The sequence below is a fragment of the Pseudomonas sp. TE9122 genome (assembly GCF_056278925.1).
In genome coordinates this window covers 5,177,544-5,203,003 of sequence record NZ_JBWBQI010000001.1, presented here as the reverse complement: position 1 = coordinate 5,203,003, position 25,460 = coordinate 5,177,544, and the positions used below count along the sequence as shown (strand labels likewise).

The 25,460-nt window shown below is 61.5% G+C and carries 27 protein-coding genes and 3 pseudogenes; 18 read left to right on the top strand and 12 right to left on the bottom strand.

Going from position 1 to position 25,460, the window contains the following annotated elements; genetic code table 11:
- Positions 1-196: 196 nt before the first annotated feature.
- Together ACZ9BE_RS23560 and sutA are read left to right on the top strand one after the other, a co-directional pair.
- A complete protein-coding gene (locus tag ACZ9BE_RS23560) occupies positions 197-622 on the top strand; it encodes a secondary thiamine-phosphate synthase enzyme YjbQ (RefSeq protein ID WP_476249994.1) in 426 nt (141 codons plus the stop codon).
- Between the two features lie 101 nt (positions 623-723).
- Complete coding sequence (gene sutA, locus ACZ9BE_RS23555) at positions 724-1,050, top strand: transcriptional regulator SutA (protein ID WP_016772583.1); 327 nt, start codon at positions 724-726, stop codon at positions 1,048-1,050.
- A gap of 190 nt (positions 1,051-1,240) precedes the next feature.
- Here the strand turns inward: sutA and ACZ9BE_RS23550 are convergent, their stop codons facing one another.
- The 6 genes from ACZ9BE_RS23550 to lptM are packed head-to-tail and all read right to left on the bottom strand — an operon-like array spanning position 1,241 to position 5,847.
- Positions 1,241-1,948: an HAD family hydrolase gene (locus tag ACZ9BE_RS23550; protein ID WP_122506202.1), complete on the bottom strand. Its 708-nt coding sequence runs from the start codon at positions 1,946-1,948 to the stop codon at positions 1,241-1,243.
- Positions 1,945-2,844 carry a tyrosine recombinase XerC gene (gene xerC, locus ACZ9BE_RS23545; protein ID WP_024014773.1) on the bottom strand — a complete coding sequence of 300 codons (900 nt, stop codon included), beginning with the start codon at positions 2,842-2,844 and terminating at the stop codon, positions 1,945-1,947. Before xerC ends, ACZ9BE_RS23550 begins: the two co-directional genes overlap by 4 nt.
- A gap of 2 nt (positions 2,845-2,846) precedes the next feature.
- Entirely contained in the window at positions 2,847-3,572 is a 726-nt protein-coding gene (locus ACZ9BE_RS23540; RefSeq protein WP_041476935.1) for a DUF484 family protein, read from the bottom strand.
- A gap of 13 nt (positions 3,573-3,585) precedes the next feature.
- Positions 3,586-4,416, bottom strand: a complete 831-nt coding sequence (gene dapF, locus ACZ9BE_RS23535; RefSeq protein WP_041476933.1) for a diaminopimelate epimerase — start codon at positions 4,414-4,416, stop codon at positions 3,586-3,588.
- A gap of 3 nt (positions 4,417-4,419) precedes the next feature.
- Complete coding sequence (gene lysA, locus ACZ9BE_RS23530) at positions 4,420-5,667, bottom strand: diaminopimelate decarboxylase (protein WP_056791636.1); 1,248 nt, start codon at positions 5,665-5,667, stop codon at positions 4,420-4,422.
- A gap of 9 nt (positions 5,668-5,676) precedes the next feature.
- Complete coding sequence (gene lptM / locus ACZ9BE_RS23525) at positions 5,677-5,847, bottom strand: LPS translocon maturation chaperone LptM (protein ID WP_016772589.1); 171 nt, start codon at positions 5,845-5,847, stop codon at positions 5,677-5,679.
- Positions 5,848-6,161: 314 nt separating this feature from the next.
- Between lptM and cyaY the strand changes: the two genes are divergently transcribed.
- The 3 genes from cyaY (at position 6,162) to rnk (ending at position 7,393) form a co-directional block, all read left to right on the top strand.
- Positions 6,162-6,494 (top strand): iron donor protein CyaY, encoded by a 333-nt coding sequence (cyaY, locus tag ACZ9BE_RS23520; RefSeq protein ID WP_056791639.1) that lies wholly within the window; start codon positions 6,162-6,164, stop codon positions 6,492-6,494.
- Positions 6,495-6,497: 3 nt separating this feature from the next.
- Positions 6,498-6,719 (top strand): DUF1289 domain-containing protein, encoded by a 222-nt coding sequence (locus tag ACZ9BE_RS23515; RefSeq protein ID WP_076564524.1) that lies wholly within the window; start codon positions 6,498-6,500, stop codon positions 6,717-6,719.
- Positions 6,720-6,973: 254 nt separating this feature from the next.
- A complete protein-coding gene (gene rnk, locus ACZ9BE_RS23510) occupies positions 6,974-7,393 on the top strand; it encodes a nucleoside diphosphate kinase regulator (protein ID WP_476249993.1) in 420 nt (139 codons plus the stop codon).
- 9 nt (positions 7,394-7,402) lie between these two features.
- On the opposite strand, the gene ACZ9BE_RS23505 is transcribed toward rnk, so the two are convergent.
- The 3 genes from ACZ9BE_RS23505 to ACZ9BE_RS23495 form a co-directional block, all read right to left on the bottom strand.
- On the bottom strand, positions 7,403-10,246 hold the full coding sequence (locus ACZ9BE_RS23505; protein WP_476249992.1) for a class I adenylate cyclase: 2,844 nt from the start codon (positions 10,244-10,246) through the stop codon (positions 7,403-7,405).
- 182 nt (positions 10,247-10,428) lie between these two features.
- The gene (locus ACZ9BE_RS23500) at positions 10,429-10,674 is read right to left on the bottom strand and encodes a TIGR02647 family protein (protein ID WP_003229392.1); all 246 of its coding nucleotides are present in this window, start codon (positions 10,672-10,674) and stop codon (positions 10,429-10,431) included.
- 197 nt (positions 10,675-10,871) lie between these two features.
- Entirely contained in the window at positions 10,872-11,162 is a 291-nt protein-coding gene (locus tag ACZ9BE_RS23495) for a hypothetical protein (protein WP_476249991.1), read from the bottom strand.
- Here ACZ9BE_RS23495 and ACZ9BE_RS23490 point away from each other — a divergent pair.
- Both ACZ9BE_RS23490 and ACZ9BE_RS23485 read left to right on the top strand, forming a co-directional pair.
- On the top strand, positions 11,161-11,286 hold the full coding sequence (locus ACZ9BE_RS23490; protein WP_263596261.1) for a hypothetical protein: 126 nt from the start codon (positions 11,161-11,163) through the stop codon (positions 11,284-11,286). The two genes, ACZ9BE_RS23495 and ACZ9BE_RS23490, sit on opposite strands and share 2 nt — an antisense overlap.
- Positions 11,286-11,945: a glutathione S-transferase family protein gene (locus ACZ9BE_RS23485; RefSeq protein WP_056791651.1), complete on the top strand. Its 660-nt coding sequence runs from the start codon at positions 11,286-11,288 to the stop codon at positions 11,943-11,945. The genes ACZ9BE_RS23490 and ACZ9BE_RS23485 overlap by 1 nt, the downstream gene beginning before the upstream one ends.
- Positions 11,946-12,064: 119 nt before the next feature.
- Here the strand turns inward: ACZ9BE_RS23485 and argH are convergent, their stop codons facing one another.
- Complete coding sequence (gene argH / locus ACZ9BE_RS23480; protein WP_056791653.1) at positions 12,065-13,459, bottom strand: argininosuccinate lyase; 1,395 nt, start codon at positions 13,457-13,459, stop codon at positions 12,065-12,067.
- 317 nt (positions 13,460-13,776) lie between these two features.
- On the opposite strand from argH, the pseudogene ACZ9BE_RS23475 reads away from it, so the two are divergent.
- From ACZ9BE_RS23475 to ACZ9BE_RS23440, 8 genes and pseudogenes are all read left to right on the top strand, one after another.
- Positions 13,777-13,932: pseudogene (locus tag ACZ9BE_RS23475) on the top strand (sensor histidine kinase); the annotation flags it as partial.
- The gene (locus ACZ9BE_RS23470; protein WP_016772598.1) at positions 13,929-14,675 is read left to right on the top strand and encodes a LytR/AlgR family response regulator transcription factor; all 747 of its coding nucleotides are present in this window, start codon (positions 13,929-13,931) and stop codon (positions 14,673-14,675) included. The pseudogene ACZ9BE_RS23475 and the gene ACZ9BE_RS23470, both read left to right, overlap by 4 nt.
- 137 nt (positions 14,676-14,812) lie before the next feature.
- Complete coding sequence (gene hemC, locus ACZ9BE_RS23465; RefSeq protein ID WP_252882855.1) at positions 14,813-15,754, top strand: hydroxymethylbilane synthase; 942 nt, start codon at positions 14,813-14,815, stop codon at positions 15,752-15,754.
- Positions 15,751-16,497: pseudogene (locus tag ACZ9BE_RS23460) on the top strand (uroporphyrinogen-III synthase); the annotation flags it as partial. The gene hemC and the pseudogene ACZ9BE_RS23460, both read left to right, overlap by 4 nt.
- A gap of 36 nt (positions 16,498-16,533) precedes the next feature.
- Positions 16,534-17,676, top strand: coding sequence for a uroporphyrinogen-III C-methyltransferase (locus tag ACZ9BE_RS23455; RefSeq protein WP_056791721.1), 1,143 nt, complete (start codon positions 16,534-16,536; stop codon positions 17,674-17,676).
- Positions 17,673-18,913 (top strand): annotated as a pseudogene (locus ACZ9BE_RS23450) (heme biosynthesis HemY N-terminal domain-containing protein). The gene ACZ9BE_RS23455 and the pseudogene ACZ9BE_RS23450 overlap by 4 nt, the downstream one beginning before the upstream one ends.
- Before the next feature lie 216 nt (positions 18,914-19,129).
- Positions 19,130-19,681: a disulfide bond formation protein B gene (locus ACZ9BE_RS23445; protein ID WP_041476921.1), complete on the top strand. Its 552-nt coding sequence runs from the start codon at positions 19,130-19,132 to the stop codon at positions 19,679-19,681.
- A 181-nt stretch (positions 19,682-19,862) separates the two neighbouring features.
- Positions 19,863-20,321 carry an Rsd/AlgQ family anti-sigma factor gene (locus ACZ9BE_RS23440; RefSeq protein WP_056791659.1) on the top strand — a complete coding sequence of 153 codons (459 nt, stop codon included), beginning with the start codon at positions 19,863-19,865 and terminating at the stop codon, positions 20,319-20,321.
- 57 nt (positions 20,322-20,378) lie between these two features.
- On the opposite strand, the gene ACZ9BE_RS23435 is transcribed toward ACZ9BE_RS23440, so the two are convergent.
- Positions 20,379-21,044: an FKBP-type peptidyl-prolyl cis-trans isomerase gene (locus ACZ9BE_RS23435; protein ID WP_095181262.1), complete on the bottom strand. Its 666-nt coding sequence runs from the start codon at positions 21,042-21,044 to the stop codon at positions 20,379-20,381.
- A 192-nt stretch (positions 21,045-21,236) separates the two neighbouring features.
- On the opposite strand from ACZ9BE_RS23435, the gene ACZ9BE_RS23430 reads away from it, so the two are divergent.
- Entirely contained in the window at positions 21,237-22,418 is a 1,182-nt protein-coding gene (locus ACZ9BE_RS23430; RefSeq protein WP_476249990.1) for an AlgP family protein, read from the top strand.
- Here ACZ9BE_RS23430 and ACZ9BE_RS23425 read toward each other — a convergent pair.
- Complete coding sequence (locus tag ACZ9BE_RS23425; RefSeq protein ID WP_110644483.1) at positions 22,415-22,876, bottom strand: TIGR02444 family protein; 462 nt, start codon at positions 22,874-22,876, stop codon at positions 22,415-22,417. The two genes, ACZ9BE_RS23430 and ACZ9BE_RS23425, sit on opposite strands and share 4 nt — an antisense overlap.
- Before the next feature lie 50 nt (positions 22,877-22,926).
- Between ACZ9BE_RS23425 and ACZ9BE_RS23420 the strand changes: the two genes are divergently transcribed.
- On the top strand, positions 22,927-24,837 hold the full coding sequence (locus tag ACZ9BE_RS23420) for an ATP-binding cassette domain-containing protein (protein WP_016772606.1): 1,911 nt from the start codon (positions 22,927-22,929) through the stop codon (positions 24,835-24,837).
- Entirely contained in the window at positions 24,837-25,418 is a 582-nt protein-coding gene (locus tag ACZ9BE_RS23415) for a mechanosensitive ion channel domain-containing protein (protein ID WP_476249989.1), read from the top strand. Before ACZ9BE_RS23420 ends, ACZ9BE_RS23415 begins: the two co-directional genes overlap by 1 nt.
- Positions 25,419-25,460 lie beyond the last annotated feature (42 nt).

Below are 25,460 nucleotides of genomic sequence, written 5' to 3'. Positions count from 1 at the left end.
TGCCCGGTTCGCCGGGCATTTTTTTGTCCGGGATTTGTCATTCAAGGTGCGGCTGAAAGGATTTTTCTTACGGCTTTGGTCGTCTTTACGACGAGGCTTTTTCTGCGGGCAATCGCTTACATCGCTGCAGGAATATTAGGGCCTTTGTTTTTTTTCAGAGCACGCTAGAATGCGCCCCGAACGAGCGGAGAACTGTATGTGGCAACAGACTCTGATAACCCTGCGGGCAAGGCCCCGGGGCTTTCATCTGGTGACGGACGAGTTACTCGCAGGCTTGCCTGAACTCAAGACCTGTCGGGTCGGTCTGTTGCATTTGTGGCTGCAGCACACGTCGGCATCGTTGACCATCAACGAGAACGCCGATCCGGCAGTTCGTCGCGACTTCGAACGATTTTTCAATCGTCTGATCCCACAAGGAACGGGCGGCTACGAGCACAACGACGAAGGCCCGGATGATCTCCCGGCGCACTTCAAGGCCAGCGTGCTTGGTTGCCAGATCAGTCTGCCGGTTGCGGCTGGACGGCTGGCCCTGGGTACCTGGCAAGGGATTTATCTGGGCGAGCACCGTGATCATGGCGGTGCCCGTAAAGTCCTCGCCACCTTGCACGGTGAACAGGCATGAGCCGCTGCCGGGCAGCGGCAGAAGATTTTTCAACGGCGGCTTCGACAGTCGCCAAAGCTGGTCTATAACTAATCTGCTTTTGGCAAGTCATGAGGTAGAACATGAGCGACGATGATCTGGAAAACGACGACCTCGAAGTAGGCGACGAAGACGAGGCCGAGGAAGGCCTGGAAGCGGCAGCGGAAGACGTTGCCGAAGATGATGGCGGTGACGACACGCCGGCCCCGGCTGCCAAAGGCAAAGCCAAGGCTGCGGTCTCGGTCGACGAGTTGCCGAGCATCGAAGCCAAGAACAAGGAGCGTGACGCCCTGGCCAAGGCCATGGAAGAATTCCTTGCGCGCGGCGGCAAGGTGCAGGAAGTGGAGGCCAACGTGGTCGCCGATCCGCCCAAGAAGCCGGACAACAAGTACGGCAGCCGCCCTATCTGAGGCGCGTCGCTCGCTTGCTGAAAAAGCCCGCCGTCGCTGCGGGCTTTTTTATGCCTGAAATAAATCCGTTGAAAACAAATGCAGTCCCCGGTGGCAGCGAGCCTGCTCGCGAAGGGGGCATGTCAGCCGACATACATGTTGGATGACACACCGCATTCGCGAGCAGGCTCGCTCCCACAGGGTTTGTGGATTATTTCGAGGTGGCATTCCAGCGTGCGAGAACGGCTGGCAAATCGGTCAAGCTGCGGATTTCGGCATCGGGCAAGCGCTCCGCCTCCCAGACCTTGCCCGTCGGGTTGAACCACACCGCGCGTAATCCCGCCTGTTGCGCGCCGGCAATGTCATCGCCGGGATGATCGCCGACATGCACCGCCGCTTCGGCACTTACTCCGCCACGCTGCAGGGCCTCATGAAACAGCCGCGCATCCGGTTTGGCGATGCCGATGTCTTCGGCGCACAAGGCGAACTTGAAGTAATCCGCCAGCCCCAGCCGGCGCACGTCGGCATTGCCATTGGTGACCACGCCGAGGGCATAGTGATTGGCGAGCAGCTCCAGCAGCGGCTCGACTTCCGGGAACACCTCGATCTGATGCCGCGCATGCAGGAACACTTCAAAAGCCTTGTCAGCCAGCTCCGACGCCTCGCCGTCGGCATATCCAGCTTCTTCCAGCGCATGGAACAGCACACGTCGGCGCAGCGCGCTGATGCGGTGTTTGAGGCCCGGTTCGCCCGCCAGCACTCGCTCGCGAATCGACCACAAATGCTCCACCGGCACTGCGCCCAGATTCGACGCATGCTCGCTCAGCCATTCGCGCAACACGGTTTCGGCGCTGGCGATCACCGGCGCGGTATCCCACAAAGTGTCGTCGAGGTCGAAGGTGATCAACTGAATGCTCATGAATCATCGCCTTTCATGCGTTTGGCCCGGGGATGGGCGCTGTCGTAGACCGCCGCCAGATGCTGGAAGTCGAGGTGGGTATAGATCTGCGTGGTTTTGATATCAGAGTGACCGAGCAATTCCTGCACCGCGCGCAAGTCCTGCGAGGACTCGAGCAAATGGCTGGCGAACGAGTGCCGGAGCATGTGCGGATGCAGGTTCTGCCCCAGTTCGCGCTCGCCAGCCAGTTTGACCCGCACCTGAATCGCGCGCGGGCCGAGACGCCGACCTTGCTGGCTGACAAAAACCGCATCGTCCGCCGGGTTGGTCATGGCTCTAAGCGGCAACCAGTGTTCCAAGGCTTCGCGGGCCTTGGTGCCAACCGGCAACAGTCGGGTCTTGCTGCCCTTGCCGAGCACCTGAACCATGCCGTCGGCGAGGTCGAGTTGATCGAGATTGAGCCCGGTCAGCTCGGACAGGCGCAGGCCAGAAGAATAGAACAGCTCAAGAATCGCCTGATCACGCCGGGCGAGAAAATCGTCCTCGACCGCACCTTCCAGCAGCTGCAATGCGCGGTCGGTATCAAGGGTTTTCGGCAGGCGCCGTTCGCCTTTCGGCGGGGCCAGGCCGGTGGCCGGGTCGTGGTCGCACAGGCCTTCGCGATTCAAGTAGTGATAGAGCCCGCGCACCGCCGAGAGCAGGCGGGCGAGGCTGCGCGAGGACTGGCCTTGCGCATGCAACCGGGCGATCAGGCTGCGCAGGCGCTGGATGTCCAGCGCGGCCCAGCTGCCGATGTTCTGCTTGATGCACCAGCCGAGGACTTTATCGAGGTCGCGGCGATAAGCCGACAGGGTGTGCGGCGACACCTGTCGCTCACTGCGCAGATGTTCGCAGTAAGCGTCCAGTTGTCGTTCCATGGTCAGCGTACCGAGCGCAGCGAGCTGTTGACCCGTGGCAGCACACGGCCCATGACCTCGGCGATGTAACTGAGGAACAGGGTGCCGACCGAGCTCTTGTAATGCTGCGGGTCACGGCTGGCGATGGCCAGAATGCCGTGAATGCCCTGATGGCTGATGGCAACCACGGCGGTCGAGCCGATCTGCTGGCGCTGTTCTTCGCCGAAGAGGAAATCCAGCTCATGTTCACGCAGGCTGCCGCTGACGCTTTTGCCTTCGGTGAGCAGGCCGCCGATCGCGGTTTGCGCGTCGGCGTGAGTCACCCAGCGGCCGACCGGTGCGGGGTTGTCGCCGAGCAGGATCAGGCTGACGAAAGGCACCTGGAAATCCTGACGCAGGCTGTCCTCAACGCTGATGACCACGTCTTCCAGGGTCGATGCATCCATCAGCGCGAGAATCAGGCGGCGGGTCTTTTCGAACAGGCGATCATTGTCGCGGGCCACGTCCATCAGATGCGAAAGGCGATGGCGCATCTCGATATTGCGGTCGCGCAGGATGGTCATCTGCCGCTCGACCAGCGACACGGTGTCGCCGCGTCGGTGCGGGATGCGCAACGACGGCAGCAGCTCTTCGTGCTCGACGAAAAAGTCCGGATGAGCCTCCAGGTAGGCGGCAACCGCGGCTGCCTCGAGGCTCTCGGACGCTGATTCGTCGGCTGGTCGGGCGGGTACCTGTGGCTTGTCGGTCATGATTTCTGCTCGCTCAAAGACGCACTTGTCCTTCGTATACACGCACTGCCGGACCGGTCATCAACACCGGTTCGCCCGGGCCGGCCCACTCGATGGACAGACGCCCGCCGGGCAGGTCGATCAACAGCGGCGAATCCATCCACCCCTGACTGATGGCCGCCACCGCCGCCGCACAGGCGCCGGTGCCGCAGGCCTGGGTTTCCCCGGCGCCGCGTTCCCACACACGCAGTTGCGCACGGTGGCGATCGATGACCTGAAGGAAGCCGACATTGACCCGCGCCGGAAAGCGCGGGTGGTGTTCGATCTTCGGCCCCAGTTCATGCACCGGTGCGCTGTTGATGTCGTCCACGCGAATGACCGCATGGGGATTGCCCATCGACACGGCGGCCAGTTCGACCGTGGTGCCATCGACTTCCAGCTGATAGCTGCTGGCCTGGGCCGGCGCCTGGAATGGAATGTCTGCCGGCACCAGGCGCGGCGCGCCCATGTTCACGCCGATCTGGCCGTCGTTACGCACGTCCAGTTCAATGATGCCGCCCTTGGTCTCGACGCGGATCTGCCGTTTGGCGGTCAGACGCTTGTCGAGCACGAAGCGGGCGAAGCAGCGCGCACCGTTGCCGCATTGCTCCACTTCCGAGCCGTCGGAGTTGAAGATCCGGTAGCGGAAATCCACATCCGGGTTGCTTGGCGCTTCGACGATCAGCAACTGGTCGAAACCGATACCGGTGTGGCGGTCGCCCCATTGCTTGGCGTGTTTGGGCTGAATGTGCGCGTGCTGGCTGACCAGGTCGAGGACCATGAAGTCGTTGCCCAGGCCGTGCATTTTGGTAAAACGCAGCAGCATGGGTTACTCCGGCAGCAGGCTTTCGCCGGCAAACAGCTCGGCCACGGTTTCGCGGCGACGCACTTCAAAAACCTGATCACCATCCACCAGCACCTCGGCAGCACGGCCACGGGTGTTGTAGTTGGAGCTCATCACAAAACCGTAGGCGCCGGCCGAATGCACCGCCAGCAGATCGCCTTCTTCCAGCGCCAGTTCGCGGTCCTTGGCGAGGAAGTCACCGGTTTCGCAGATCGGGCCGACGATGTCGTACTTGCGTGCAGCGCTGTCGCGCGGTTTCACCGCCGTGACGTCCATCCACGCCTGATACAGCGCTGGACGGATGAGGTCGTTCATCGCCGCATCGACGATGGCGAAATCCTTGTGCTCGGTGTGCTTGAGGTATTCGACCTGTGTCAGCAACACGCCGCCATTGGCAACGATGAAGCGGCCTGGCTCGAACACCAGCGCCAGATCACGCCCGTCGAGACGTTCGCGCACGGCTTTGATGTAGTCGGCAGCCAGCGGCGGCTCCTCATCGCGGTAACGCACGCCCAAACCACCACCGAGATCGATGTGGCGCAGGTGAATGCCGCAATCGCCGAGGCGGTCGACCAGATCCAGCAGGCGATCGAGTGCATCAATGAACGGCGGCAGGGTGGTCAGTTGCGAACCGATATGGCAGTCAACGCCCACCACTTCCAGGTTCGGCAGATGCGCGGCGCGCACGTACACGTCTTCGGCGTCGGCAATGGCGATGCCGAACTTGTTCTCTTTCAGACCGGTGGAAATGTACGGATGGGTGCCGGCATCGACGTCCGGGTTCACGCGTAGCGAAACGGGGGCGCGAACACCCAGCTCGGCGGCGACTACTTGCAGGCGCTCAAGCTCATCGGTGGACTCGACGTTGAAGCAGTGCACGCCGACTTCGAGGGCGCGGCGCATGTCGTCACGGGTCTTGCCGACGCCGGAGAAAACGATCTTGTCGGCGCTGCCACCAGCGGCCAGTACACGTTCCAGCTCGCCACGGGAAACGATGTCGAAACCGGCGCCGAGACGGGCCAGGACATTCAGTACACCGAGGTTGGAGTTGGCTTTGACCGCGAAGCAGACCAGATGCGGCATGCCGGCCAGCGCATCGGCGTAGGCCAGATACTGCGCTTCGATGTGGGCGCGCGAGTAGACATAGGTGGGCGTGCCGAAGCGGTCGGCGATGGCGGACAGCGCCACACCTTCCGCGAACAGCTCCCCGCCACGGTAGTTAAAAGCGTCCATGGCGATCCCTTAGTAAACGTCGTGCTTGTGAGCCTTGGACGGCTGCTTCTGCGAAGACTGGGCTTGTTCGGCCGGGTCCTGGTCGTCATCGGGCAGGTACAGCGGGCCTTTTTGACCACAGGCCGAAACCAGGCAGGCAACCGCGACGAGCGCAGCAAGGGAAGAGATCAGGCGCTTCATGGCGAAATCCTTGAAAATGCGTTAATTGCGCCGGAGTATACCGGCCACCCGGCAGCTTGCCTATGCGAGGGGGTTCCCGTCCGGCGGGGCTCCTGTGATGCGCATCATCCCTGTGGGAGCGAGCCTGCTCGCGAAGGCGTCGGCAAATTCAACAGGCTCGTTGCCTGACACACCGCTTTCGCGAGCAGGCTCGCTCCCACGGGGGCGGTGCTGGATGGGCCGACAGGTGCTTGGTCGTTAATCTTTGCAATCGGTCGGCAGCGTCCGTATCTTTCGGCGCTTGAGCCTGATCAGACATTTTTGAGGTTGCCGCAATGAGTTTGTCCGAAGCCCGTTTCCACGATCTGGTCGATGCTACCCAGCAGACGCTGGAAGATATCTTTGATGACAGCGACCTGGATATCGACCTGGAGAGCTCGGCAGGTGTCTTGACCGTCAAGTTCGAAAATGGCTCGCAGCTGATCTTCAGCCGCCAGGAGCCGTTGCGTCAGCTGTGGCTGGCGGCCGTGTCCGGTGGTTTCCACTTCGACTACGACGAAGAAAGCGAGCGCTGGATGTGCGACAAGAGCGAAGAGCAATTGGGCGAAATGCTGCAGCGCCTCGTCAAGCAGCAGGCTGGCGCCGAATTCGATTTCGAAGGTCTGTGATTCGTGACGGATGCAGCGCCTGTTCGCCCGCCGAAACCGCTCTACAGCAACGTCAGCCCGGCGGTGCCTTCGCCGTGCACGGGTGTGTGTCGACTGGACGAGCAGAAAGTCTGTCTCGGCTGTGCGCGCCACGTCGAGGACATTCGCGAGTGGCGCTCGGCGGATGATCAGCGGCGCCGGGTGATTTGCCAGCAGGCTACCGCACGAAAATCCCAAGCCTGTTGATATTGTGGCGAGGGGATTTATCCCCGTTGGGTCGCGTAGCGGCCCCAAAATCTATACGGCTGCTGCGCAGCCGAACGGGGATAAATCCCCTCGCCACAAGGGTTTCACCCAGGCAAAAAAGGGCGTGACTTGTATATTTTTTGAGCTGTGATAGTGTCCGCGAACGCCTCAAACCACCGAGGCACGGTGAAAACCCCGTCTTTTTTGGCGGGGTTTTGCTTTTTTTGTGCAGAAGAAAGGAGTCTGCCTGGATCATGACCGCACCTTCCATCACCCTTACCCGTCTGGACGTGCAACGTCTGGAGCGCCTGATCGACAGCCTGAGCGACAAAGACCAGGCTGCGCCGGGCGTGATTGCGCTGCAAACCGAGCTGGACCGCGCCGATACCGTGGTCGGCCACGATGAAGTGCCCGCCGATGTCGTGACCATGAATTCCCGCGTGCATTGCCGCGAAGAAGGCAGTGGCAAGGATTACCACCTGACGCTGGTCTATCCCAAGGACGCCAACGCCGATGAAGGCAAGATTTCCATTCTCGCTCCGGTTGGCAGTGCGCTGCTGGGCCTGAAGGTCGGTCAGCACATCGATTGGCCGGCGCCGGGCGGCAAGTCGCTGAAACTGACCTTGCTGGAAGTGGAATCGCAACCGGTCAACGGCGGCGTCTTTCCCGAATAAATTCCTGCTTCAAACCTGTTCGAGCGCTTCATTCAACGAGCGCTCCAGGTCTGCCTTGTAGCGCAGATACAGATTGCTTGAACTGTGCCCGTCACCGAGCAGACCCGACAGGTCGAGGTCGGTGATGTAGCAGCGATAACGATCGGTCTCGCGGCGCTGCTCGACGATCTCCCGGGCGACCACGCTGAACAACTGGTCGCCATGCTCCAGCTCGCTGAATTCCCGCTGATTGCAATACAGGGTGACCTGCACTTCACCGGGTGCGGCTTTGCCGATGATTGCCTGCACGTCGTAGAACGGTTTGTTCACCGGGGTCTGCGGTGCTGGTCGGGTTTCGACCCTGCGCGAGCGCCCCGGGCCTGACGGCAACAGCTGGTAATACAAAGTCTCGGGGCTGCCCGTAGGGCCACCGTCCATCGGCAATTGCGCTTCACGGCGGTACTGGATCGATTGCAGAAAACGCTGCAGCGGCACCAGCAGACTCTGCTCGTCGTGGTATGGCAGCTGCTGTTGCCACAGCGCATTGAATTCATCCAGCACGTACAGCTCCGCCTGCTGTTCGCTGATGCGATAGAACACCTGAATGCACTCCGGCTGACCCATCGGCAGGATCAGCGCGAGGTCGTGATCTTCCAGCGCCATCGGGTCGAGGTGCAGCGGGCTGTAGCGCGGTTGTTCTTCGCCCAGATAATCGAGCAGTGCCGGCAGGGTGGCGAGGGCGACATGGTTGACCTGCCCCGGCACCAGCTCCAGCACGTGATAGTGCTGCTGCACCTGAATCAGGTAGCGGTGATTCAGCTCGCTGAGCAACAGGGTCTGCGCAGTGTCGACGATTTCCTCGACGCGGCGGGCAATGAATTGCGCGCGGTTGTGGCAGAAGCAGCGCACTTTCAGCGACGGCTGCACCGGGCCGCGCGGCAGGTTGTTGAGGTAATCGCGCAGGCAGTCGAGCAGCGCGTGCGGGCCGTCGAAACGATTGACCAGCACTTCGTTCCAGCTGTTGAGCGTGACCTGATCGAGGGTCAGCACCAGGTTCTCGCGCACGCCGGCATAGCTCAGCGAGTCGGTGCGTTCGGTGGTCATCAAAATGTTCAGATCACGGTGATGCTTGAGCGGATCGACGCCGACGTTGATCAGCAGCAGCACTTCGCTGGGCACGGCGGCGCGCAGCAAGGGCTCTTCGGCGACGGTGGACAAGGGCAGGGCGATGCATTGCTGCAGGCTGCCGAGCAGGTTGAACAGCTCGAACTCGCTCAAGTCGCTGGTGCCCGGATGCAGGGCCAGGCGGGTGCTGCTGTCGATCACGCCGTTGCGGTGGCACCAGGTCAGCAGTTCAAGCAGCTCGCGACTGCGCTTGATCGGCGCGAAGTGTTCCCACTCCAGCGCCGTCAGGCTGCCGTTGTACAAACCCCACTGGGTCTGCCCCGGCTCCTTTTTGTTCGGCGACTGCACCAGGGTCAGGGTGTCTTCGGCCAGGTCCGGGGCGATGCCCGGATTGATGAACTCGACCTTGTCGGCCTTGCGCTCGAATGCCGCGTAGAGTCGACGGCCAAGCACATTGAGGTCGCGCTTGTTGATCAGGCTGACAGTCTGTTCGCTGCGGGCGAACTGGGTCAGGAAGCGATAGCTGTAGTTGAGTTCGTTGACCAGCGCTCGGCGCTCGGCGCTGACCTGGCGGACTTTCCACTGACTGCGGCTGTCGAGCAGCGCCAGTTGCCGCTGATCCCAGTGCCACTCGCCGGCCAGGCGTTCGAGCAGTGCGCGTTGCCAACCCTGACTGCGGCTGTTGCCGGTGAGCTTGCGGTTGACCTTCAGATACAGCGCGCGGCGCACCAGCTCAAGGCGTTCCGGTTCGTTGCGGGCGAGCAGGTATTCCTCGATACGCCGGTACACGACCATGTACGGGTCAAGCTCATCGAGATCGAGCTGATTGGCGAACACGGCTTTCTTGAAGCGCAGGCTCAGGCACTGCACCTGCGGATGTTCGCTGGCGTACACCTCGGTCAGCAGCAGTTTGAGCACCGACTTGTAGGGCGACTCGATGCCTTTGAACAACTGCCACAACCCGGCACCGATGAATTCGCCGGGCGGAATGGTCGCCATCGGCCCGAGATCGAGGGTTTCATCGGCGCGAATAAAGCGTTTGGACAGCAGGGTGTGGGTGTAAGCGTCGTAGGCTGTTTCTTCATAGACTGGCACCAGCCACCAGATCGGCGTGCGCCCGGCCAGCCAGATCGCCGTGCGATAAAACTCGTCGAGCAGCAGATAGTGCTGGGTGCTGCCGCAGTTTTCCGAACTGAGCTGAGCATCACGTTCGCCTTTGACGAAGCGCGCCGGGTCGATCAGGAAGAAATGCGCCTCGGCACCCTGGCTCGCGGCCCAGGTTTCCAGCAACTGGCATTTCTTGCGTAGCTCGGCGAGTTCGCTTTCGCTCAGATCTGGGGCATGGCAGACCCACACATCCATGTCGCTCTGATCGGCCTGTGCCAGCGTGCCGAGGCTGCCCATCAGGAACAGACCGTGAATCGGTCGCGGTGGGTTGCTGCCATGGCGCGGTTTGTAAGAAAACGAGCGGGTCAGGCGCTGCGCCTCGGTCAGCGCATTGGCGTCCGGCTCATAATTCGAGAGACCGGCCGGCGTACTGCCCGAGACATAGCCGGGCAGCAACGGATGATTGACGTGAAAGAACAGCGGCAACAGCGTCAGCACGCTTTGCTGGCGCGTCGACAAACCTTCGAGGGCGCGGCCGAGGCGGCCTTCATTGAGTTTGAGAAAACGGGCGCGCAGTTGGCTGAGTACCTTGCGGTCGATGCCTTCGTCCAGGTCGGGGCGGATTTCGTGGGTGCGCGTCATGTCAGCTCAAACCGGCTTGCAGGCTCGGACGTAGAGGGTCTCGGAATGGCCGCAGTTTAGCCTCTGCGCAGCAGGAGGTTTAAGCTGAATTTGTTTTTTGACGTCAGATTTTCATCGGCAGTGATCAGGCTGGCCCGCGGAAATCCCGTGGCAGGAGTTTCCGTGGGCAAAGTCGGAAAAAGTCAGGCGGTTTCCTGCTCTCTCAGAATCGTCAGTACGGTCTGCACGTTTTGCGCGGCATCGCGGCCGAGGCTGGTCAGATAACCGCCATCGGGCTGGTCGGTTAGTTCTTTTTCGAAGAGGCGTTTGGCGGCGGCTATGTGTTTCGGGGCAGCGGTCTGATGAATTTTCAGACCTTCCTGGGAACTGTCCAGGTTGAAGAGTGCAAGGACTTCCAGTTCGGCAACCAACTCAGGGGTAAGCGACATAAGGACTCCAGACTTTCTAGGAATTGGACGACAGCGCCTCTAAGGTGAACCCGCTGGTGCAGCATGTCCAGTGCTCGGATCAGGGGATTTTGTCTTGAGGCGAATTCCAGTGTAGTCCGCATAAAAAAGATCGCAGCCTTCGGCAGCTCCTACATCGGATCTGTGTAGGAGCTGCCGAAGGCTGCGATCTTTTGATCTTATTGCTTTTCCGGTGGCAGCTCTGGCAAAGCGCGCAGTGTCGCTTCGTACCACTGGGTGTCGAACGGGCGGTCTTCATCGAGCATCGCGTCAATCTCATAGGCAAGCACGTGAGCCATGAGGTTGAGGATATCTTCGCGCTCCATACCGACCAGAGTCAGCTTGTTCAATGTCGCCTTGGCCGCTGGCGGGTTGTCGCTTTCGATCTGGTTCTCGATGGCTTCGATCAGCGTCGCTTCGATGAATGCTTCTTCGTCGTCATTGTTGACGATATCTGTCGGCTCGCTCATGGCAGGCTCCTCAGGGAAAGGCGCCAGTTTACCCGCATTCAGCGGCGTGATGCTGCTGGCGGGAAACGTCGCGGCGATCTATAAACAGGCACTGCCCACCCCGCACGGCCTGGAGGCTCTGTGATGTTCAAGCTCTACGGATTTGCTGTCAGCAACTACTACAACATGGTCAAACTGGCGCTGCTGGAAAAAGGCCTGCCCTTCGAAGAGGTGACGTTCTACCCGGCGCAAACCCCGGAGTCACTGGCGATCAGCCCGCGCGGCAAGGTCCCGGTGCTGGGCGTCGACGCCGGTTATATCAACGAAACCGCGATCATTCTCGAATACCTCGAACAATCACAAAAGGGCACGCCGCTCCTGCCCAGCGATCCGTTCGAGCGCGCGCAGGTATTGGCGATTGCGAAGGAGATCGAGTTGTACATCGAGTTGCCGGGGCGTGCCTGCTATGGCGAGGCGTTTTTCGGTATGACGTTGCCGGAGGCGATCAAAGAGAAGACCCGGACGGAGCTGCTGCTGGGCTTCGCGGCACTCGGCCGCCACGGCCAGTTCGCCCCGTATGTGGCGGGTGACAGCCTGAGCATTGCCGATTTGTATTTCCTCTACAGCGTGCCGCTGGCCTGTGCGGTCGGGCAGAAGCTGTTCGGGATTGATCTGCTGGCCGAGATGCCGCAGGCGAAGGCGCTGCTGGAGCGGTTAGAGCAGAATCCGCACGTGCAGAAGATTGCGGCGGATAAAGACGCGGCGATGCCGGCGTTTTTGGCGATGATTGCAGCCAAGAAGTGAATTTTGTAGCGCTCTGAAGTCAGTCATCGCTGGCAAGCCAGCTCCCACAGGGCTATGGGTCGAACGCAAAATTGTGTTCCACATAGAACCCTGTGGGAGCGGGCTTGCCCGCGATGCTTCTAGCGGCTGGCCAGCAGGGCCTGACCGCGCGCCACCGCAGCCCTGACCTGCGCCGGCGCAGTCCCGCCGATATGGTCGCGGGCATTCACCGAGCCTTCCAGGGTCAGCACGGCAAACACGTCCTGCTCGATCTGATCGCTGAATTGACGCAGTTCTTCGAGGCTCATCTCGGCCAGATCCTTGCCCGTGTCCACGCCGTATTTCACCGCGTGGCCAACGATTTCATGGCAATCACGGAACGGCAGGCCACGGCGCACCAGATAATCCGCCAGGTCAGTCGCAGTGGAGAAACCGCGCAGTGCCGCTTCACGCATGATCGCGTGTTTCGGCTTGATCGCCGGGATCATGTCGGCAAACGCGCGCAGCGAATCGCGCAGGGTGTCGGCGGCGTCGAACAGCGGCTCCTTGTCTTCCTGATTGTCCTTGTTGTAGGCCAGCGGCTGGCCCTTCATCAGGGTCAGCAGGCCCATCAGCGCGCCGAAGACGCGGCCGGTCTTGCCGCGTACCAGTTCGGGCACGTCAGGGTTTTTCTTCTGCGGCATGATCGAGCTGCCAGTGCAGAAACGATCCGGCAGATCGATGAACTGGAACTGCGCGCTGGTCCACAGCACCAGCTCTTCGGAGAAGCGCGACAGGTGCATCATCGCGATGCTTGCGGCCGAGCAGAATTCGATGGCGAAGTCACGATCGGAGACGTTGTCCAGCGAGTTGCCGCCGACGGCGTCGAAGCCGAGCAGTTGCGCGGTGTATTCGCGGTCGATCGGGTAGGTGGTGCCGGCCAGTGCGGCGCTGCCCAATGGCATGCGGTTGGTGCGCTTGCGGCAGTCGACCAGACGCTCGTAGTCGCGGCTGAGCATTTCGAACCAGGCCAGCATGTGGTGCCCGAAAGTTACCGGCTGCGCGGTCTGCAAGTGGGTGAAGCCCGGCATGATGCTTGCGGCCTCACGCTCGGCTTGCTCCAGCAGGCCTTTTTGCAGGCGGGTGATCTCGGCGAGGATCAGGTCGATTTCATCGCGCAGCCACAGGCGGATATCGGTGGCGACCTGGTCGTTGCGGCTGCGCCCGGTGTGGAGCTTTTTACCGGTGACGCCGATGCGGTCGGTCAGGCGTGCTTCGATGTTCATGTGCACGTCTTCGAGGTCGACGCGCCAGTCGAACTGGCCGGCCTCGATTTCGCCCTGAATGGTCTTCAGGCCATCGATGATGCTGTCGCGCTCGGCATCGGTCAGCACGCCGACCTTGGCCAGCATGGTGGCGTGGGCAATTGAGCCCATGATGTCGTGGCGATACAGGCGCTGGTCGAAAGTGACGGAGGCGGTGAAGCGGGCGACGAAGGCGTCGACGGGTTCACTGAAGCGGCCGCCCCAGGACTGATTGGTCTTGTCAGTGCTCATGAATTCGCTCGTATCGGCTTGAAGAAATGGCGTGAAACGCTGGCGCGGATAATAACAGGGTTGCCAATCCTGTCGCTGACACCGGTCGATACGTTTTTTCGCGGATGTGTCAGGCATGTCCGGCGCGGTCTGCAAGGAATTTACAAAAGGATATTTTTTGATTGAGCAATATCGTTCCGACGAACGTCTACAGTGGACATAAGGGTCGGTGCGAATGCGGATCATGCAAAGGTCCGGCCACTGGCTATAAGAAGAGGGGGCGGGTGAGTTGTACAACGGTCACCCACCGCGAGAAACGCAGGAAACACTGGGCTCTGAGCCGTTCGACCCGGACGCTGGCAAATATTGCTGGCCGACGTACGGCACTTTTTGGCGCTCGGGCTAGTCTTAGCGTGGATCGCGGTGACGGAGGTCACTACACCTGTCTACGCTATCCTTGTGCGAGACTCACGCAGGAATCCAGCGCAATATGAATGTCCTGATCGTTGATGACGAACCCCTGGCTCGCGAGCGCCTAAGCCGTATGGTGAGCGAGCTCGAGGGTTACACAGTCCTGGAGCCCAGTGCCACGAATGGCGAGGAGGCGTTAGCGCTGATCGACAGCCACAAGCCGGATATCGTGCTGCTCGATATCCGCATGCCGGGCCTCGATGGCCTGCAGGTTGCTGCCCGACTGTGCGAACGAGAGACGCCGCCGGCCGTGGTGTTTTGCACCAGTCCCGATGAATTTGCCGTGGAAGCCCTGCAGGCCAGCGCCGTGGGCTATGTGGTGAAACCTGTGCGAACCGAACACTTGAATGAAGCCCTGAAGCGGGCTGAACGTCCCAACCGGGCGCAACTCTCGGCCCTGACCCGTCCCGCTGCCGAAAGTGGCAACGGCCCACGCAGCCACATCAGCGCACGGACCCGTAAAGGCATCGAGCTGATTCCGCTGGATCAGGTGGTCTACTTCATCGCCGACCACAAATACGTGACCCTGCGTCACGAAGCCGGCGAGGTGCTGCTCGACGAACCCCTCAAAGCCCTTGAAGACGAATTCGGCGAACGCTTTGTGCGTATCCACCGCAACGCGCTGGTCGCTCGCGACCGCATCGAGCGCTTGCAACGCACCCCACTGGGACATTTCCAGTTGTTCCTCAAAGGCCTCAATGGCGATGCGCTGATTGTCAGCCGTCGGCATGTTGCCGGTGTGCGCAAGATGATGCAGGGGCTGTGACCCGGTCTTCGCCGGGCCTTTCGAGTTCTTTTACCCGGCATGGCAGGCCAGGGAGGCCGCGCCGGTTCTGATTCAGGTCAAAGTGAAATTGACTGAGCTGTTATTATCCGCCGTATCTATTCAGTACGGATTGTTCCATGTCCCCTCGCGAAATCCGCATCGCCACCCGTAAAAGTGCGCTGGCCCTCTGGCAGGCCGAATACGTCAAAGCCCGTCTCGAGGCGGCCCACCCGGGCCTGCTGGTGACGCTGGTGCCCATGGTCAGTCGCGGTGACAAGCTGCTCGACTCGCCACTGTCGAAGATCGGCGGCAAGGGCCTGTTCGTCAAGGAACTGGAAACCGCGCTGCTGGAAAACGAAGCTGATATCGCCGTGCATTCGATGAAAGACGTGCCGATGGACTTCCCGCAAGGCTTGGGTCTGTTTTGCATCTGCGAGCGTGAAGACCCGCGCGATGCTTTCGTCTCCAACACCTACGCCAGTCTTGAAGGGCTGCCTGCCGGTGCCATCGTCGGCACCTCGAGCCTGCGTCGGCAGACGCAATTGCTGGCGCGTCGCCCGGATCTGCAGATCCGGTTCCTGCGTGGCAACGTCAACACCCGTCTGGCCAAGCTCGACGCCGGCGAGTACGACGCGATCATCCTCGCCGCTGCCGGCCTGATCCGCCTGGGTTTCGAAGAGCGCATCACATCGGCGATCAGTGTCGATGACAGCCTGCCGGCCGGTGGCCAGGGCGCGGTCGGCATCGAATGCCGCAGCGCCGACCACGAAATCCACGCCTTGCTCGCGCCTTTGCATCACGCCGATACCGCTTCGCGGGTGAATGCGGAACGCGCCCTCAACAAACATTTGAACGGCGGCTGCCAAGTGCCGATCGCCTGCTACGCCGTGCTTGAAGGCGAGCAGTTGTGGTTGCGCGGTCTGGTCGGTGAGCCGAGCGGTGGCAAGCTTCTCAGTGCCCAAGCCCGGGCGCCGCGTGCCGACGCGGAAACCTTGGGTGTGCAGGTCGCTGAAGACTTGCTCAAGCAAGGCGCTGACGACATTCTCAAAGCTGTCTACGGCGAGGCGGGTCACGAGTGACAGCCTGGCGCCTGCTGCTGACGCGCCCGGCAGACGACTGCGCGGCGCTGGCCGAACAGCTGGCCGGGCACGGGATTTTCAGCAGTTGTCTGCCGCTTTTGGACATTGTTCCGCTGCCGGTCTCTGACACTATTCGCCAAGCGATTTCGCGATTGCCCGCTTGCAGCGCAGTGATCGTGGTCAGCAAACCGGCGGCGCGGATCGCGGTGGACTTGCTCAAGTCTGAAGGCGCGCCGCCATTGAGCATGCCGTGGTTCAGCGTCGGCGCGGCGACCGCAGGCATTCTTCGCGAACACGGTCTCGATGTGAGCTTTCCGGTTGACGGCGATGACAGTGAAGCCTTGCTGCAATTGCCGCGTCTGCGCGAGGCGGTCAGCCAGCCCGGCGCGCAGGTGATGATCCTGCGCGGCGAGGGCGGTCGTGAACTGCTCGCCGAGCGCCTGCGCGCGCTTGGTGCTAGTGTCGAGTATCTGGAGTTGTATCGCCGTGAACTGCCAGCCTATCCGCTAAACGAGCTGCCACGGCGGATCGAAGCGGAACGCTTGAACGGGCTGGTGGTCAGCAGTGGACAGGGTTTCGAGCACCTGCGGCAGATGGCCGGCGATGCCTGGCCGAAGATCGCGCAGTTGCCGTTGTTTGTTCCAAGCCCGAGGGTCGCCGAGCTGGCACGTGCCGCCGGGGCTCAAACAGTTGTGGATTGCCGCGGCGCGAGTGCCGCGGCTTTGCTGACGGCGTTACGGGAATTTCCCGTGCCGTTTTCTAATGCAAAGGATGGATACGTGAGCGAAACAGCCTTGCCAAAAGATGACGTCCAGCCTGCGCTTGATGCCCAGGTTGAAACTCCACCACCGGCCAAAGAACCGCGCCGAGGCAATGGACTGGCAATTGTCGCCCTGCTGCTCGGCGCCGCCGGTGTCGCCATCGGTGGTTGGGGTGTCTGGCAGGTGCGCCACCTGCAGAACAACACGCAGCAACAGTCAAGTCAGGTGCAGGCGTTGAACGATCAGGCGCAGAGTCTGAAGCTCAACGAACAGCGTCTGACCGAACGACTGGCGCAGTTGCCCGGTGCGGACGAACTCGCCGAGCGCCAGCGTCTGGTCACGCAACTGCAGGGCGATCAACAGCGCCTCAATCAACGTCTGGAAACCGTCCTCGGCGCCAGCCGCAAGGACTGGCGTCTGGCCGAGGCCGAGCACTTGCTGCGTCTGGCCAGCCTGCGCCTTTCAGCGCTGCAGGACATCAGCAGCGCCCAGGCACTGGTGCAGGGCGCCGATGAAATTCTCCGTGAGCAGAACGATCCGGGTTCCTTCGCCGCGCGCGAGCAAGTGGCGAAAACCCTGGTCGCCTTGCGCAGCACCGAACAGCCGGATCGCACCGGGCTGTTCCTGCGTCTCGGCGCGCTGCGCGATCAGGTCATCGACCTCACCGAGCTGGCGCCGGAGTACAAGGATCGCGGCGAGTCCCTGCTGGGGCTGACCGCCGATGGCGATGGCGCCGGTCGCTGGGCGCAGTGGTGGGACAAGGTGTCGCGCTATATCCGCATCGATTTCAACGCTGACAAAAACGTCAAACCGCTGCTGGCCGGGCAAAGCCTGAGCCAGGTGCGCCTGGCCCTGAGCCTGGCGCTGGAGCAAGCGCAGTGGGCGGCGCTCAACGGTCAGGCGGCGGTGTACACCCAGGCGCTGGCCGAGGCACGCGATGTGCTCAAGGGCAATTTCAACCCGGACAATCCGCAAAGCAAAGTCATGCTGGAACAGGTCTCCGAGCTGAGCAAGGAACCGGTCACCGTCAAGACGCCGGATCTGACTGGCACCTTGAGTGCGGTGCAGGGGTATCTGGAGCGGCGTAACGTCAATGCCGAGGAATCGGTGAAACCGTTTGCCAAACCGGCCGCCAATGCTGCGCAGGAGGCGACCCCATGAAGCGCCTCTATGTAATCGTGTTTCTGGTCATCGCCGCGACGGCAGCGCTGGGCCTGGCGATTGCCGAGCATTCCGGTTACGTGCTGGTGGCGTACAAGAGCTTCCGCTACGAATCGAGCCTGTGGGCGACCTTGGCGGTGATAGCGGTGCTGTGGCTGCTGTTCTGGGGCATCAAGGTGCTGGTCGAGCTGGTGATGACCTCCACCGGCGTGGTCAATCCGTGGTCGCGACGCAATCGCAGCCGCCGCGTGCAAGTGGCGATCGAGCACGGGCAGCTGGATCTGGCTGAAGGTCGCTGGGCCAGTGCGCAACGGCATCTGACCCGCGCGGCGGAAGCCGAGCGCCAACCATTGCTTTATTACCTCGGCGCCGCACGTGCGGCGAACGAGCAGGGCCAGTACGAAGAAAGTGATCGTTTGCTCGAACGCGCGCTGGAGCGTCAGCCGCAAGCCGAATTGGCAATTGCCCTCAGTCACGCCCAACTGCAAACCGACCGTGGCGACACCGACGGTGCGCTGGTGACCTTGCAGGCAATGCATGAACGGCATCCGCGCAGCGCGCGCAGACGTTGCGTCAATTGCAACGTCTGCATCAGCAGCGTGGCGAATGGTCGGCGGTGATTCGTTTGCTGCCTGAGTTGCGCAAGGACAAAGTGCTGCCGCCGGCAGAACTGGCCGAGCTCGAACGGCGCGCCTGGGGTGAGAATCTCTCGCTGGCAGCGCATCGTGAAGAAGACGGTACGGTGGGTCTGCAATCGCTCAAGCGGGCGTGGGAGCAGCTGACTTCCGCGCAGCGTCAGGAAGCACCTTTGGTGCTGGCCTATGCCGAGCAATTGCGCCAGCTGGGCGCTCAGGTCGAGGCCGAAGAGGTCCTGCGAGCAGCGCTCAAGCGCAAATACGACAGCCATCTGGCGCGGCTTTATGGTCTGGTTCGTGGCAGTGATCCTGCGCGTCAGTTGCAGACGGCCGAAGGCTGGCTCAAGGAGCACCCGGCCGATCCGAGCCTGCTGCTGACCCTTGGACGCCTGTGTCTGCAAACCAGCCTTTGGGGCAAGGCCCGTGACTATCTGGAAAGCAGTCTGCGCGTGCAGCGCAATCCGGAGACCTGTGCGGAGTTGGCCCGTCTGCTTGCACAGCTTGGCGATACCGAGCGCAGCAATCAGTTGTTCCAGGAAGGTCTGGGGCTGCTTGATGAGCGCCTGCTGGCGGCGCCTCTGCCAGTCCCGGCGAAGGTCTGAAAAGCGAGGGAGGATGCTCCCTCGTGAACTTCGATGACCGAAAATTCCCCTTCTTTGCGCTCGAGAGACAAAGTCCTACAAAGCGCTTCACCGTTTCCTATCGAGCCTGTCGGGTTTTCCCTACACCTGTGGTGAACTGTCGCCAGGCCCTTGCCTTGAAAGGCTGACACGCTTTCCTCTACCGTAACCGTCTGTCTCTACTGTTACGGAAAAGCCATGTCGTTGGCCTGCTCACGCTCCTTGTTCTTCATGGCTTTCATTGCGGGGGCCTTTGCTCTGGGAGCTTCCTATTACCTCGAATACGCGGTCGGACTGACGCCTTGCAGTCTGTGCCTGGTGCAGCGGTTGTTCCTCACATTGCTGTGCATCGGCTGCGGCGTGGCGGCGGTGCATGGCCCCCGGCGCGTTGGCTTATGGTGGTACTGGCTGTTTGCGCTCGGCGCCAGTCTGGGGGGAACCACCGCTGCGTGGCGGCAGGTGTTGATTCAGAGTGACTCCATGCTGCAACTGGTCAAATGCTCGCCCACCGTGGAGTCACTGTTCAGCGAACTGCCGTGGATCTGCGCCTTGCAACGGATGTTCAACGGCGGCGCTGATTGTGCGGATATTTCCTGGACACTGTTCGATTTGAGCATCCCCGAATGGAGCCTGCTGTTTTTTGTCGGTGTGTCGATCCTTGCGGTTTATCAGTTGCTGCGTCTGATCTGGAGTGCTCTGCAACGACCGGTCAGCGACGAAGCGTCGCACCACATGCTGGTCAGGGATTAAACACTTGTATGAACTTTATCTCCTGCGTACCTTGAAGCCATAGGCGTGCGGGCATAATCTGGCCGGCACGTGTCATTGGATTTATGTTGCTCGATGACGCTCTGCCCGATCGTCCACCAGTCAAATCAGAACAGGGGCGCGGGTGTAGAGCAGCATGACCCACAAGGGAAGAGAGATCGCCATGCTCGAAAGTTGTCAGAATGCTCAGGAACGTTGGGGTGGGGTTCATCTGCTGATCGACCGCTGGTTGCAGGAGCGTGAAGAGCTGATCGTCGCCTACGACAAGCTCGGTGCGCAGCCTGATTCGCTGTCCGAAAGCCGCAAACCCTTATTGGAGTTCTGCGGTGTACTGGTCGATTACGTATCGGCGGGTCACTTCGAAATCTATGAACAGCTGACCGGCGAAGCCAAGGCGTTCAACGACAAGCGCGGCCTGGAACTCGCCGAGACCATCTACCCGCGCATCGACGTCATTACCGAGAAGCTGCTCGCATTCAATGATCTGTGCGACGAAGGCAAATGCGTTGCGGAGAAATTCAAGGAATTGGGCGGCTTGCTGCATGAGCGCTTTGAACTTGAGGATTGCCTGATCGAAGTGCTGCACACGGCACACAAGGAAGAATATTCGGTTCAGGCCTGATCCACGTCCTTCATGAAAAACGGTGCGCCCGCAAGCGCACCGTTTTTTTATGCCTGATCAGCTCGTCGCACCACGCAACTCCACTTCAAAAACCAGAGGCGTGAACGGCGCAATCAGGTCGCCGGCACCGTCGGCGCCATAGGCCTGATCCGATGGAATCACCAGCCGCCATTTCGCCCCCACCGGCATGTTCTGCAAGGCGGTGCGCCAACCGGCAATCACGCTGTCGAGGTTGAACCATTGCGGCTGGGTGTTCTGATCGAACACGGTGCCGTCCGGCAGCTTGCCGACATACAGCACCTGCACTTTGCCGTCCGGGCCGGCCTTGGTGCCAGTGCCCGGAACCAGTTCAGTCAGGAGGATGCCATCGGCCAGTTCCTTCACCCCCGGTTTGGCTTTTTCTGTGCTGAGAAAGCGTTGCTCGTTTTCCATCGCAGCATCGCTCGACTGCCGTGAAGCCTGCTCGGCATTTTGCGATTCATGGTCGGCCAGAATCTGTTCGATACGCGCTTCACTCAGCGCCAGTGGCTTGCCCTGATATGCCTGTTGCAGACCTTCGATCAGCGCCTGAATCTGCAATTGGGGCACCTCCTGGCGCAGCCGTTCGCCGAGGCTGGCACCGAGGCTGTAAGCCAGATCATGAGCATCGTTCGCCGTGGTTTTTTCATCGGCATACGCCGCCGAAAAAAACACGCAGAGGGACAAAATAAAGTAGCGCGACATGGGCACTCTCCGACCTGAGATGCGGGGGATTATGCCAGTGCAAACGTCTGCATCGGTGAACTGCTTTTTCCTCGGCGCAGAACATTTCGGCTGCGGTGCAACGCAACGGTGCAGATACTGTCAACATGCCCTAGCGGCGGTATCAGCAGAGGTCTAGTATGAGCCGCACTCACGTCAGCCAGGAGGTAAACCATGTCGGCCACCAAGAAGCCTGTAAATACTCCGTTGCACTTACTCCAACAATTGTCGGGCAGCCTGCTCGAGCATTTGGAAAACGCTTGCTCGCAAGCCTTGGCTGATGCTGAAAAACTGCTCGCCAAGCTGGAAAAACAGCGTGGCAAGGCGCAGGAAAAACTGCACAAATCGCGCACCAAGTTGCAGGACGCCGCCACTGCCGGCAGAGCCAAGGCTCAGAACAAAGCCAAGTCTTCCGTGAAAGAACTCGAAGACCTGCTGGACGCTTTGAAAGATCGTCAGTCCGAAACCCGCAGCTACATTCTGCAACTCAAGCGCGATGCTCAGGAAAGCCTGAAACTGGCCCAGGGTGTCGGCCGCGTTCAGGAAGCAGTGGGCAAGGTTCTGTCGTCGCGTTCGGCCAAACCGGCAGCAGCACCAGCGAAGAAAGTTGCTGCCAAGCCTGCTGCAAGCAAAGCCCCGGCGAAGACCGCTGCGGCGAAATCTGCTGTTGCGAAAACCGCCGCCAAACCAGCGGCCAAGGCGCCAGTGAAAGCGGCTGCCAAACCAGCGGCGAAAACTGCAGCGAAGAAGCCGGCGGCGAGCGCGGCAAAACCGGCGGCTAAAACCACCGCAGCCAAACCTGCTGCAGCCAAGCCAGCAGTGAAAGCCACCCCTGCCAAAGCCGCTGCAAAACCGGCCGCGAGCAAAGCTGCACCGGCGAAAACCGCAGCCGCCAAACCTGCTGCCAAAGCAGCAGCGAAACCTGCTGCGAAGACCGCCGCAGCTAAGCCTGCTGCCAAGACTGCGGCCAAGCCGGCCGCCGCCAAACCTGCTGCGAAAGTGGCGGTAAAACCGGCTGCCAAACCAGCCGCAACATCGGCAGCAAAACCTGCGGCAAAAACCGCTGCGAAACCGGCCGCCAAGCCAGCTGCGAAACCCGCTGCTGCCAAGCCTGCGACCGCTGCTGCAAAACCGGCCGCCAAGCCAGCCGCAAAACCAGCGGTGAAAAAGCCTGCAGCTGCCAAGCCAGCCGCGACCAAACCGGCTGCCGCTCCAGCAGCCAAGCCTGCCGCTGCCGTTACCCCGGCTGCTCCAGCTGCGTCGGCACCGTCGTCCGCCACTCACTCGACCCCTTCGACTGCGCCAGCGCCAGCCGCTTCGTCGAACGTCAGCAGCACCCCGACCAGCGCTTCCTAAGTGCCGGTTGCCGCGACGCGCAGCACTTGCAGCGCGTCGCGGTTCAGGCTGGCGGCATTGCCGGCCAGGTCTTCCAGCCAGGTCACCGAACCTGCATCGTTGCGCGTCCACTCCTGCGCCACACCTTCGAGCCGTGACAGCAAGGTGCGTTCAGCTTCAAGCTCCAGTGATTTAATCTGCTCGCGCATGCCGGCCACCACCGCATCGTCGACGGCCCGCGCTTTCCATTGCAGGCGCAGGGTTCGCAGCGGCTGCACCACTTCGATATCCCACGGCGCGGTCAAGGCCTTGAGCAGACGTACGCGCGGTTCATCGCAGGTCACCGCGCGCTGCTCCAGCCACAAACCGCAGAGCAGCAGGCAGACATTGGCGCCCGCCGTTTGCAATTGCAGGCAGGCATCTTCCACGCCCGGCCGGGCGTAGACATCAAGGGCAAAGCTCCACAGGTCAGAGGACATCGTGCTACTCGCGCCAGTTGTGAGCGAAGCTGGTAGACTCCGCCGCCATTATGATCCGACTTCAGAACCTGACTTTACAGCGTGGCCCGCAACGTCTGCTAGAAGACGCCGAGCTGACCCTGCACGCCGGCCACAAAGCCGGCCTCATCGGCGCCAACGGTGCCGGCAAATCCAGCCTGTTCGCCCTGCTGCGCGGCGAGTTGCACCCGGATTCGGGCGACTGCCTGCTGCCGGCCGACTGGCGCATCGCGCACATGCGCCAGGAGGTCGACACGCTCGAACGCCTGGCGGTCGATTATGTGCTCGATGGCGACCTGCGTCTGCGCGAGGTGCAACGCGAGCTTGCCGCCGCCGAGGAGGCCCATGACGGCACCGCACTGGCGCGCCTGCACGCCGAACTCGACAGCGCCGACGGCTACACCGCCGATGCGCGGGCGCGCAAGCTGCTCGCCGGTCTTGGTTTCACCAATGAGCAGATGGATCGTCAGGTAGGCGATTTCTCCGGTGGCTGGCGGATGCGTCTGAATCTGGCGCAGGCACTGATGTGCCCGTCGGATCTGCTGCTGCTCGATGAACCGACCAACCACTTGGATCTCGACGCGATCATCTGGCTCGAAGAGTGGCTGAAGAGTTATCCGGGCACCTTGCTGCTGATTTCCCACGACCGGGATTTCCTCGACGAAGTGGTCGATCACGTCGCCCATGTCGATCAGCGCAAACTGACCCTCTACCGCGGCGGCTACACCGCCTTCGAACGCGCCCGCGCCGAGCGTCTGGCCCAGCAGCAACAGGCCTACGAGAAGCAGCAGGCGCAGCGTGCGCACATGGAAAGCTACATCGCCCGCTTCAAGGCGCAAGCGACCAAGGCCCGTCAGGCGCAGAGCCGGATCAAGGCGCTGGAGCGCATGGAAGAATTGTCGGCGGCCCACGTCGATTCGCCGTTCGACTTTGTTTTCCGCGAGTCGACCAAGATCTCCAGTCCGCTGATCGACCTGTCCGATGCACGCTTGGGCTACGGCGACAAGACCATCCTCGAGAAGGTCAAGCTGCAACTGACCCCGGGTGCGCGGATCGGTCTGCTTGGGCCGAACGGTGCGGGTAAATCGACGCTGATCAAGAACCTCGCCGGCGAGCTCGAACCGCTGGCCGGGCGCCTGACCCGTGGCGAAAACACCGTGGTCGGCTACTTCGCTCAGCATCAGCTCGACTCGCTGGATTCCAAGGCCAGCCCGTTGCTGCATTTGCAGCGTCTGGCGCCGGGTGAGCGCGAGCAGACCCTGCGTGACTTCCTCGGCGGCTTCGACTTCCGGGGCGCACGCATCGATGAGCCGGTGCTGAATTTCTCCGGTGGCGAGAAGGCCCGTCTGGCTCTCGCGCTGATCGCCTGGGAGCGGCCGAACCTGTTGCTGCTCGACGAACCGACCAACCACCTCGACCTGGAAATGCGTCTGGCGCTGACCATGGCCCTGCAGGAATTCAGCGGTGCGGTGCTGGTGGTTTCTCACGATCGGCACTTGCTCAAGAGCACCACCGACAACTTCTATCTGGTTGCCGACGGCAAGGTCGAAGAGTTCGATGGCGATCTCGAAGACTACGCACGCTGGCTGGTGGAATACCGTCAGCGCAATGCGCCGGTCAGCAACACGCCGGTCAACCCGGACAAGACCGACAAGAAAGCGCAACGCCAAGCAGCGGCAGCGTTGCGTCAGCAACTGGCGCCGCACAAGCGCGAGGCCGACAAGCTCGAAGCCGAACTGGGCAAGCTTCACGAGAAACTGGCCAAGGTCGATGCCAGCCTGGGTGACAGCGATATCTACGAGCCGGCACGCAAAAATGAATTGCGTGATCTGCTCGCCGAACAGGCCAAATTGAAGGTGCGTGAAGCCGAGCTGGAAGAAGCCTGGATGGAAGCGCTGGAAACCCTGGAAAGCATGCAGGCGGAGCTGGAGGCGTTGTCCTGATGGAAGCCTTCAAGCTGCCCTTTGCGGCGGTGTGGGTCGAGCCGATCTGGTTCACCGCGCAGATTCTGCTGATTCTGCTGGCCGGTTACCTGACCCAGCGTTTCGTTGCCAAAGGCCTCACTCGGCTCGGTGAGCGCTATCCGTTCCCACCGCAGTTGCTGATGCCGCTACGTGGCGTGTTGCGCTGGCTGATCATGGGCAGCGCGCTGATCTTCGTGCTCGAGCGCCTCGGCGTTTCGGCCACGGTGCTGTGGACGGCGCTGTCGGGATTTGTCGCGGTGGCGGCGGTGGCGTTCTTCGCCATGTGGAGTGTGCTGTCGAATTTGCTCTGCGCCATTCTGATCTTCACCGTCGGGCCGTTCCGCCTCGGCGACGTGGTCGAGCTGGTCGACACCACCGACAAGCCTGGCGTCAAAGGCCGGGTGATCGCAATCAATCTGCTCTACACCACGCTGGTCGAGACCGAAGAACTCGGCACCGGCAGCGCCATGGTGCAGGTGCCGAACAGCCTGTTCTTCCAGCGATCGGTGCGGCGTTGGCGCGGGACCGATGTGTTGCCGTCGAGCGGGTTCGAGAAGTAGATCTCTGCGTTGTCTGTTCGGACGCTTTCGCTCCCACATTTG

Excerpts from the sequence above, each read along its gene's own strand:
- ACZ9BE_RS23560 (WP_476249994.1), top strand. The coding sequence starts at position 197 with ATGTGGCAACAGACTCTGATAACCCTGCGGGCAAGGCCCCGGGGCTTT.
- sutA (WP_016772583.1), top strand. The coding sequence starts at position 724 with ATGAGCGACGATGATCTGGAAAACGACGACCTCGAAGTAGGCGACGAA.
- ACZ9BE_RS23550 (WP_122506202.1), bottom strand. The coding sequence starts at position 1,948 with ATGAGCATTCAGTTGATCACCTTCGACCTCGACGACACTTTGTGGGAT.
- xerC (WP_024014773.1), bottom strand. The coding sequence starts at position 2,844 with ATGGAACGACAACTGGACGCTTACTGCGAACATCTGCGCAGTGAGCGA.
- ACZ9BE_RS23540 (WP_041476935.1), bottom strand. The coding sequence starts at position 3,572 with ATGACCGACAAGCCACAGGTACCCGCCCGACCAGCCGACGAATCAGCG.
- dapF (WP_041476933.1), bottom strand. The coding sequence starts at position 4,416 with ATGCTGCTGCGTTTTACCAAAATGCACGGCCTGGGCAACGACTTCATG.
- lysA (WP_056791636.1), bottom strand. The coding sequence starts at position 5,667 with ATGGACGCTTTTAACTACCGTGGCGGGGAGCTGTTCGCGGAAGGTGTG.
- lptM (WP_016772589.1), bottom strand. The coding sequence starts at position 5,847 with ATGAAGCGCCTGATCTCTTCCCTTGCTGCGCTCGTCGCGGTTGCCTGC.
- cyaY (WP_056791639.1), top strand. The coding sequence starts at position 6,162 with ATGAGTTTGTCCGAAGCCCGTTTCCACGATCTGGTCGATGCTACCCAG.
- rnk (WP_476249993.1), top strand. The coding sequence starts at position 6,974 with ATGACCGCACCTTCCATCACCCTTACCCGTCTGGACGTGCAACGTCTG.
- ACZ9BE_RS23505 (WP_476249992.1), bottom strand. The coding sequence starts at position 10,246 with ATGACGCGCACCCACGAAATCCGCCCCGACCTGGACGAAGGCATCGAC.
- ACZ9BE_RS23500 (WP_003229392.1), bottom strand. The coding sequence starts at position 10,674 with ATGTCGCTTACCCCTGAGTTGGTTGCCGAACTGGAAGTCCTTGCACTC.
- ACZ9BE_RS23490 (WP_263596261.1), top strand. The coding sequence starts at position 11,161 with ATGGCAGGCTCCTCAGGGAAAGGCGCCAGTTTACCCGCATTCAGCGGC.
- ACZ9BE_RS23495 (WP_476249991.1), bottom strand. The coding sequence starts at position 11,162 with ATGAGCGAGCCGACAGATATCGTCAACAATGACGACGAAGAAGCATTC.
- ACZ9BE_RS23485 (WP_056791651.1), top strand. The coding sequence starts at position 11,286 with ATGTTCAAGCTCTACGGATTTGCTGTCAGCAACTACTACAACATGGTC.
- argH (WP_056791653.1), bottom strand. The coding sequence starts at position 13,459 with ATGAGCACTGACAAGACCAATCAGTCCTGGGGCGGCCGCTTCAGTGAA.
- ACZ9BE_RS23470 (WP_016772598.1), top strand. The coding sequence starts at position 13,929 with ATGAATGTCCTGATCGTTGATGACGAACCCCTGGCTCGCGAGCGCCTA.
- hemC (WP_252882855.1), top strand. The coding sequence starts at position 14,813 with ATGTCCCCTCGCGAAATCCGCATCGCCACCCGTAAAAGTGCGCTGGCC.
- ACZ9BE_RS23445 (WP_041476921.1), top strand. The coding sequence starts at position 19,130 with ATGTCGTTGGCCTGCTCACGCTCCTTGTTCTTCATGGCTTTCATTGCG.
- ACZ9BE_RS23440 (WP_056791659.1), top strand. The coding sequence starts at position 19,863 with ATGCTCGAAAGTTGTCAGAATGCTCAGGAACGTTGGGGTGGGGTTCAT.
- ACZ9BE_RS23435 (WP_095181262.1), bottom strand. The coding sequence starts at position 21,044 with ATGTCGCGCTACTTTATTTTGTCCCTCTGCGTGTTTTTTTCGGCGGCG.
- ACZ9BE_RS23430 (WP_476249990.1), top strand. The coding sequence starts at position 21,237 with ATGTCGGCCACCAAGAAGCCTGTAAATACTCCGTTGCACTTACTCCAA.
- ACZ9BE_RS23425 (WP_110644483.1), bottom strand. The coding sequence starts at position 22,876 with ATGTCCTCTGACCTGTGGAGCTTTGCCCTTGATGTCTACGCCCGGCCG.
- ACZ9BE_RS23420 (WP_016772606.1), top strand. The coding sequence starts at position 22,927 with ATGATCCGACTTCAGAACCTGACTTTACAGCGTGGCCCGCAACGTCTG.
- ACZ9BE_RS23415 (WP_476249989.1), top strand. The coding sequence starts at position 24,837 with ATGGAAGCCTTCAAGCTGCCCTTTGCGGCGGTGTGGGTCGAGCCGATC.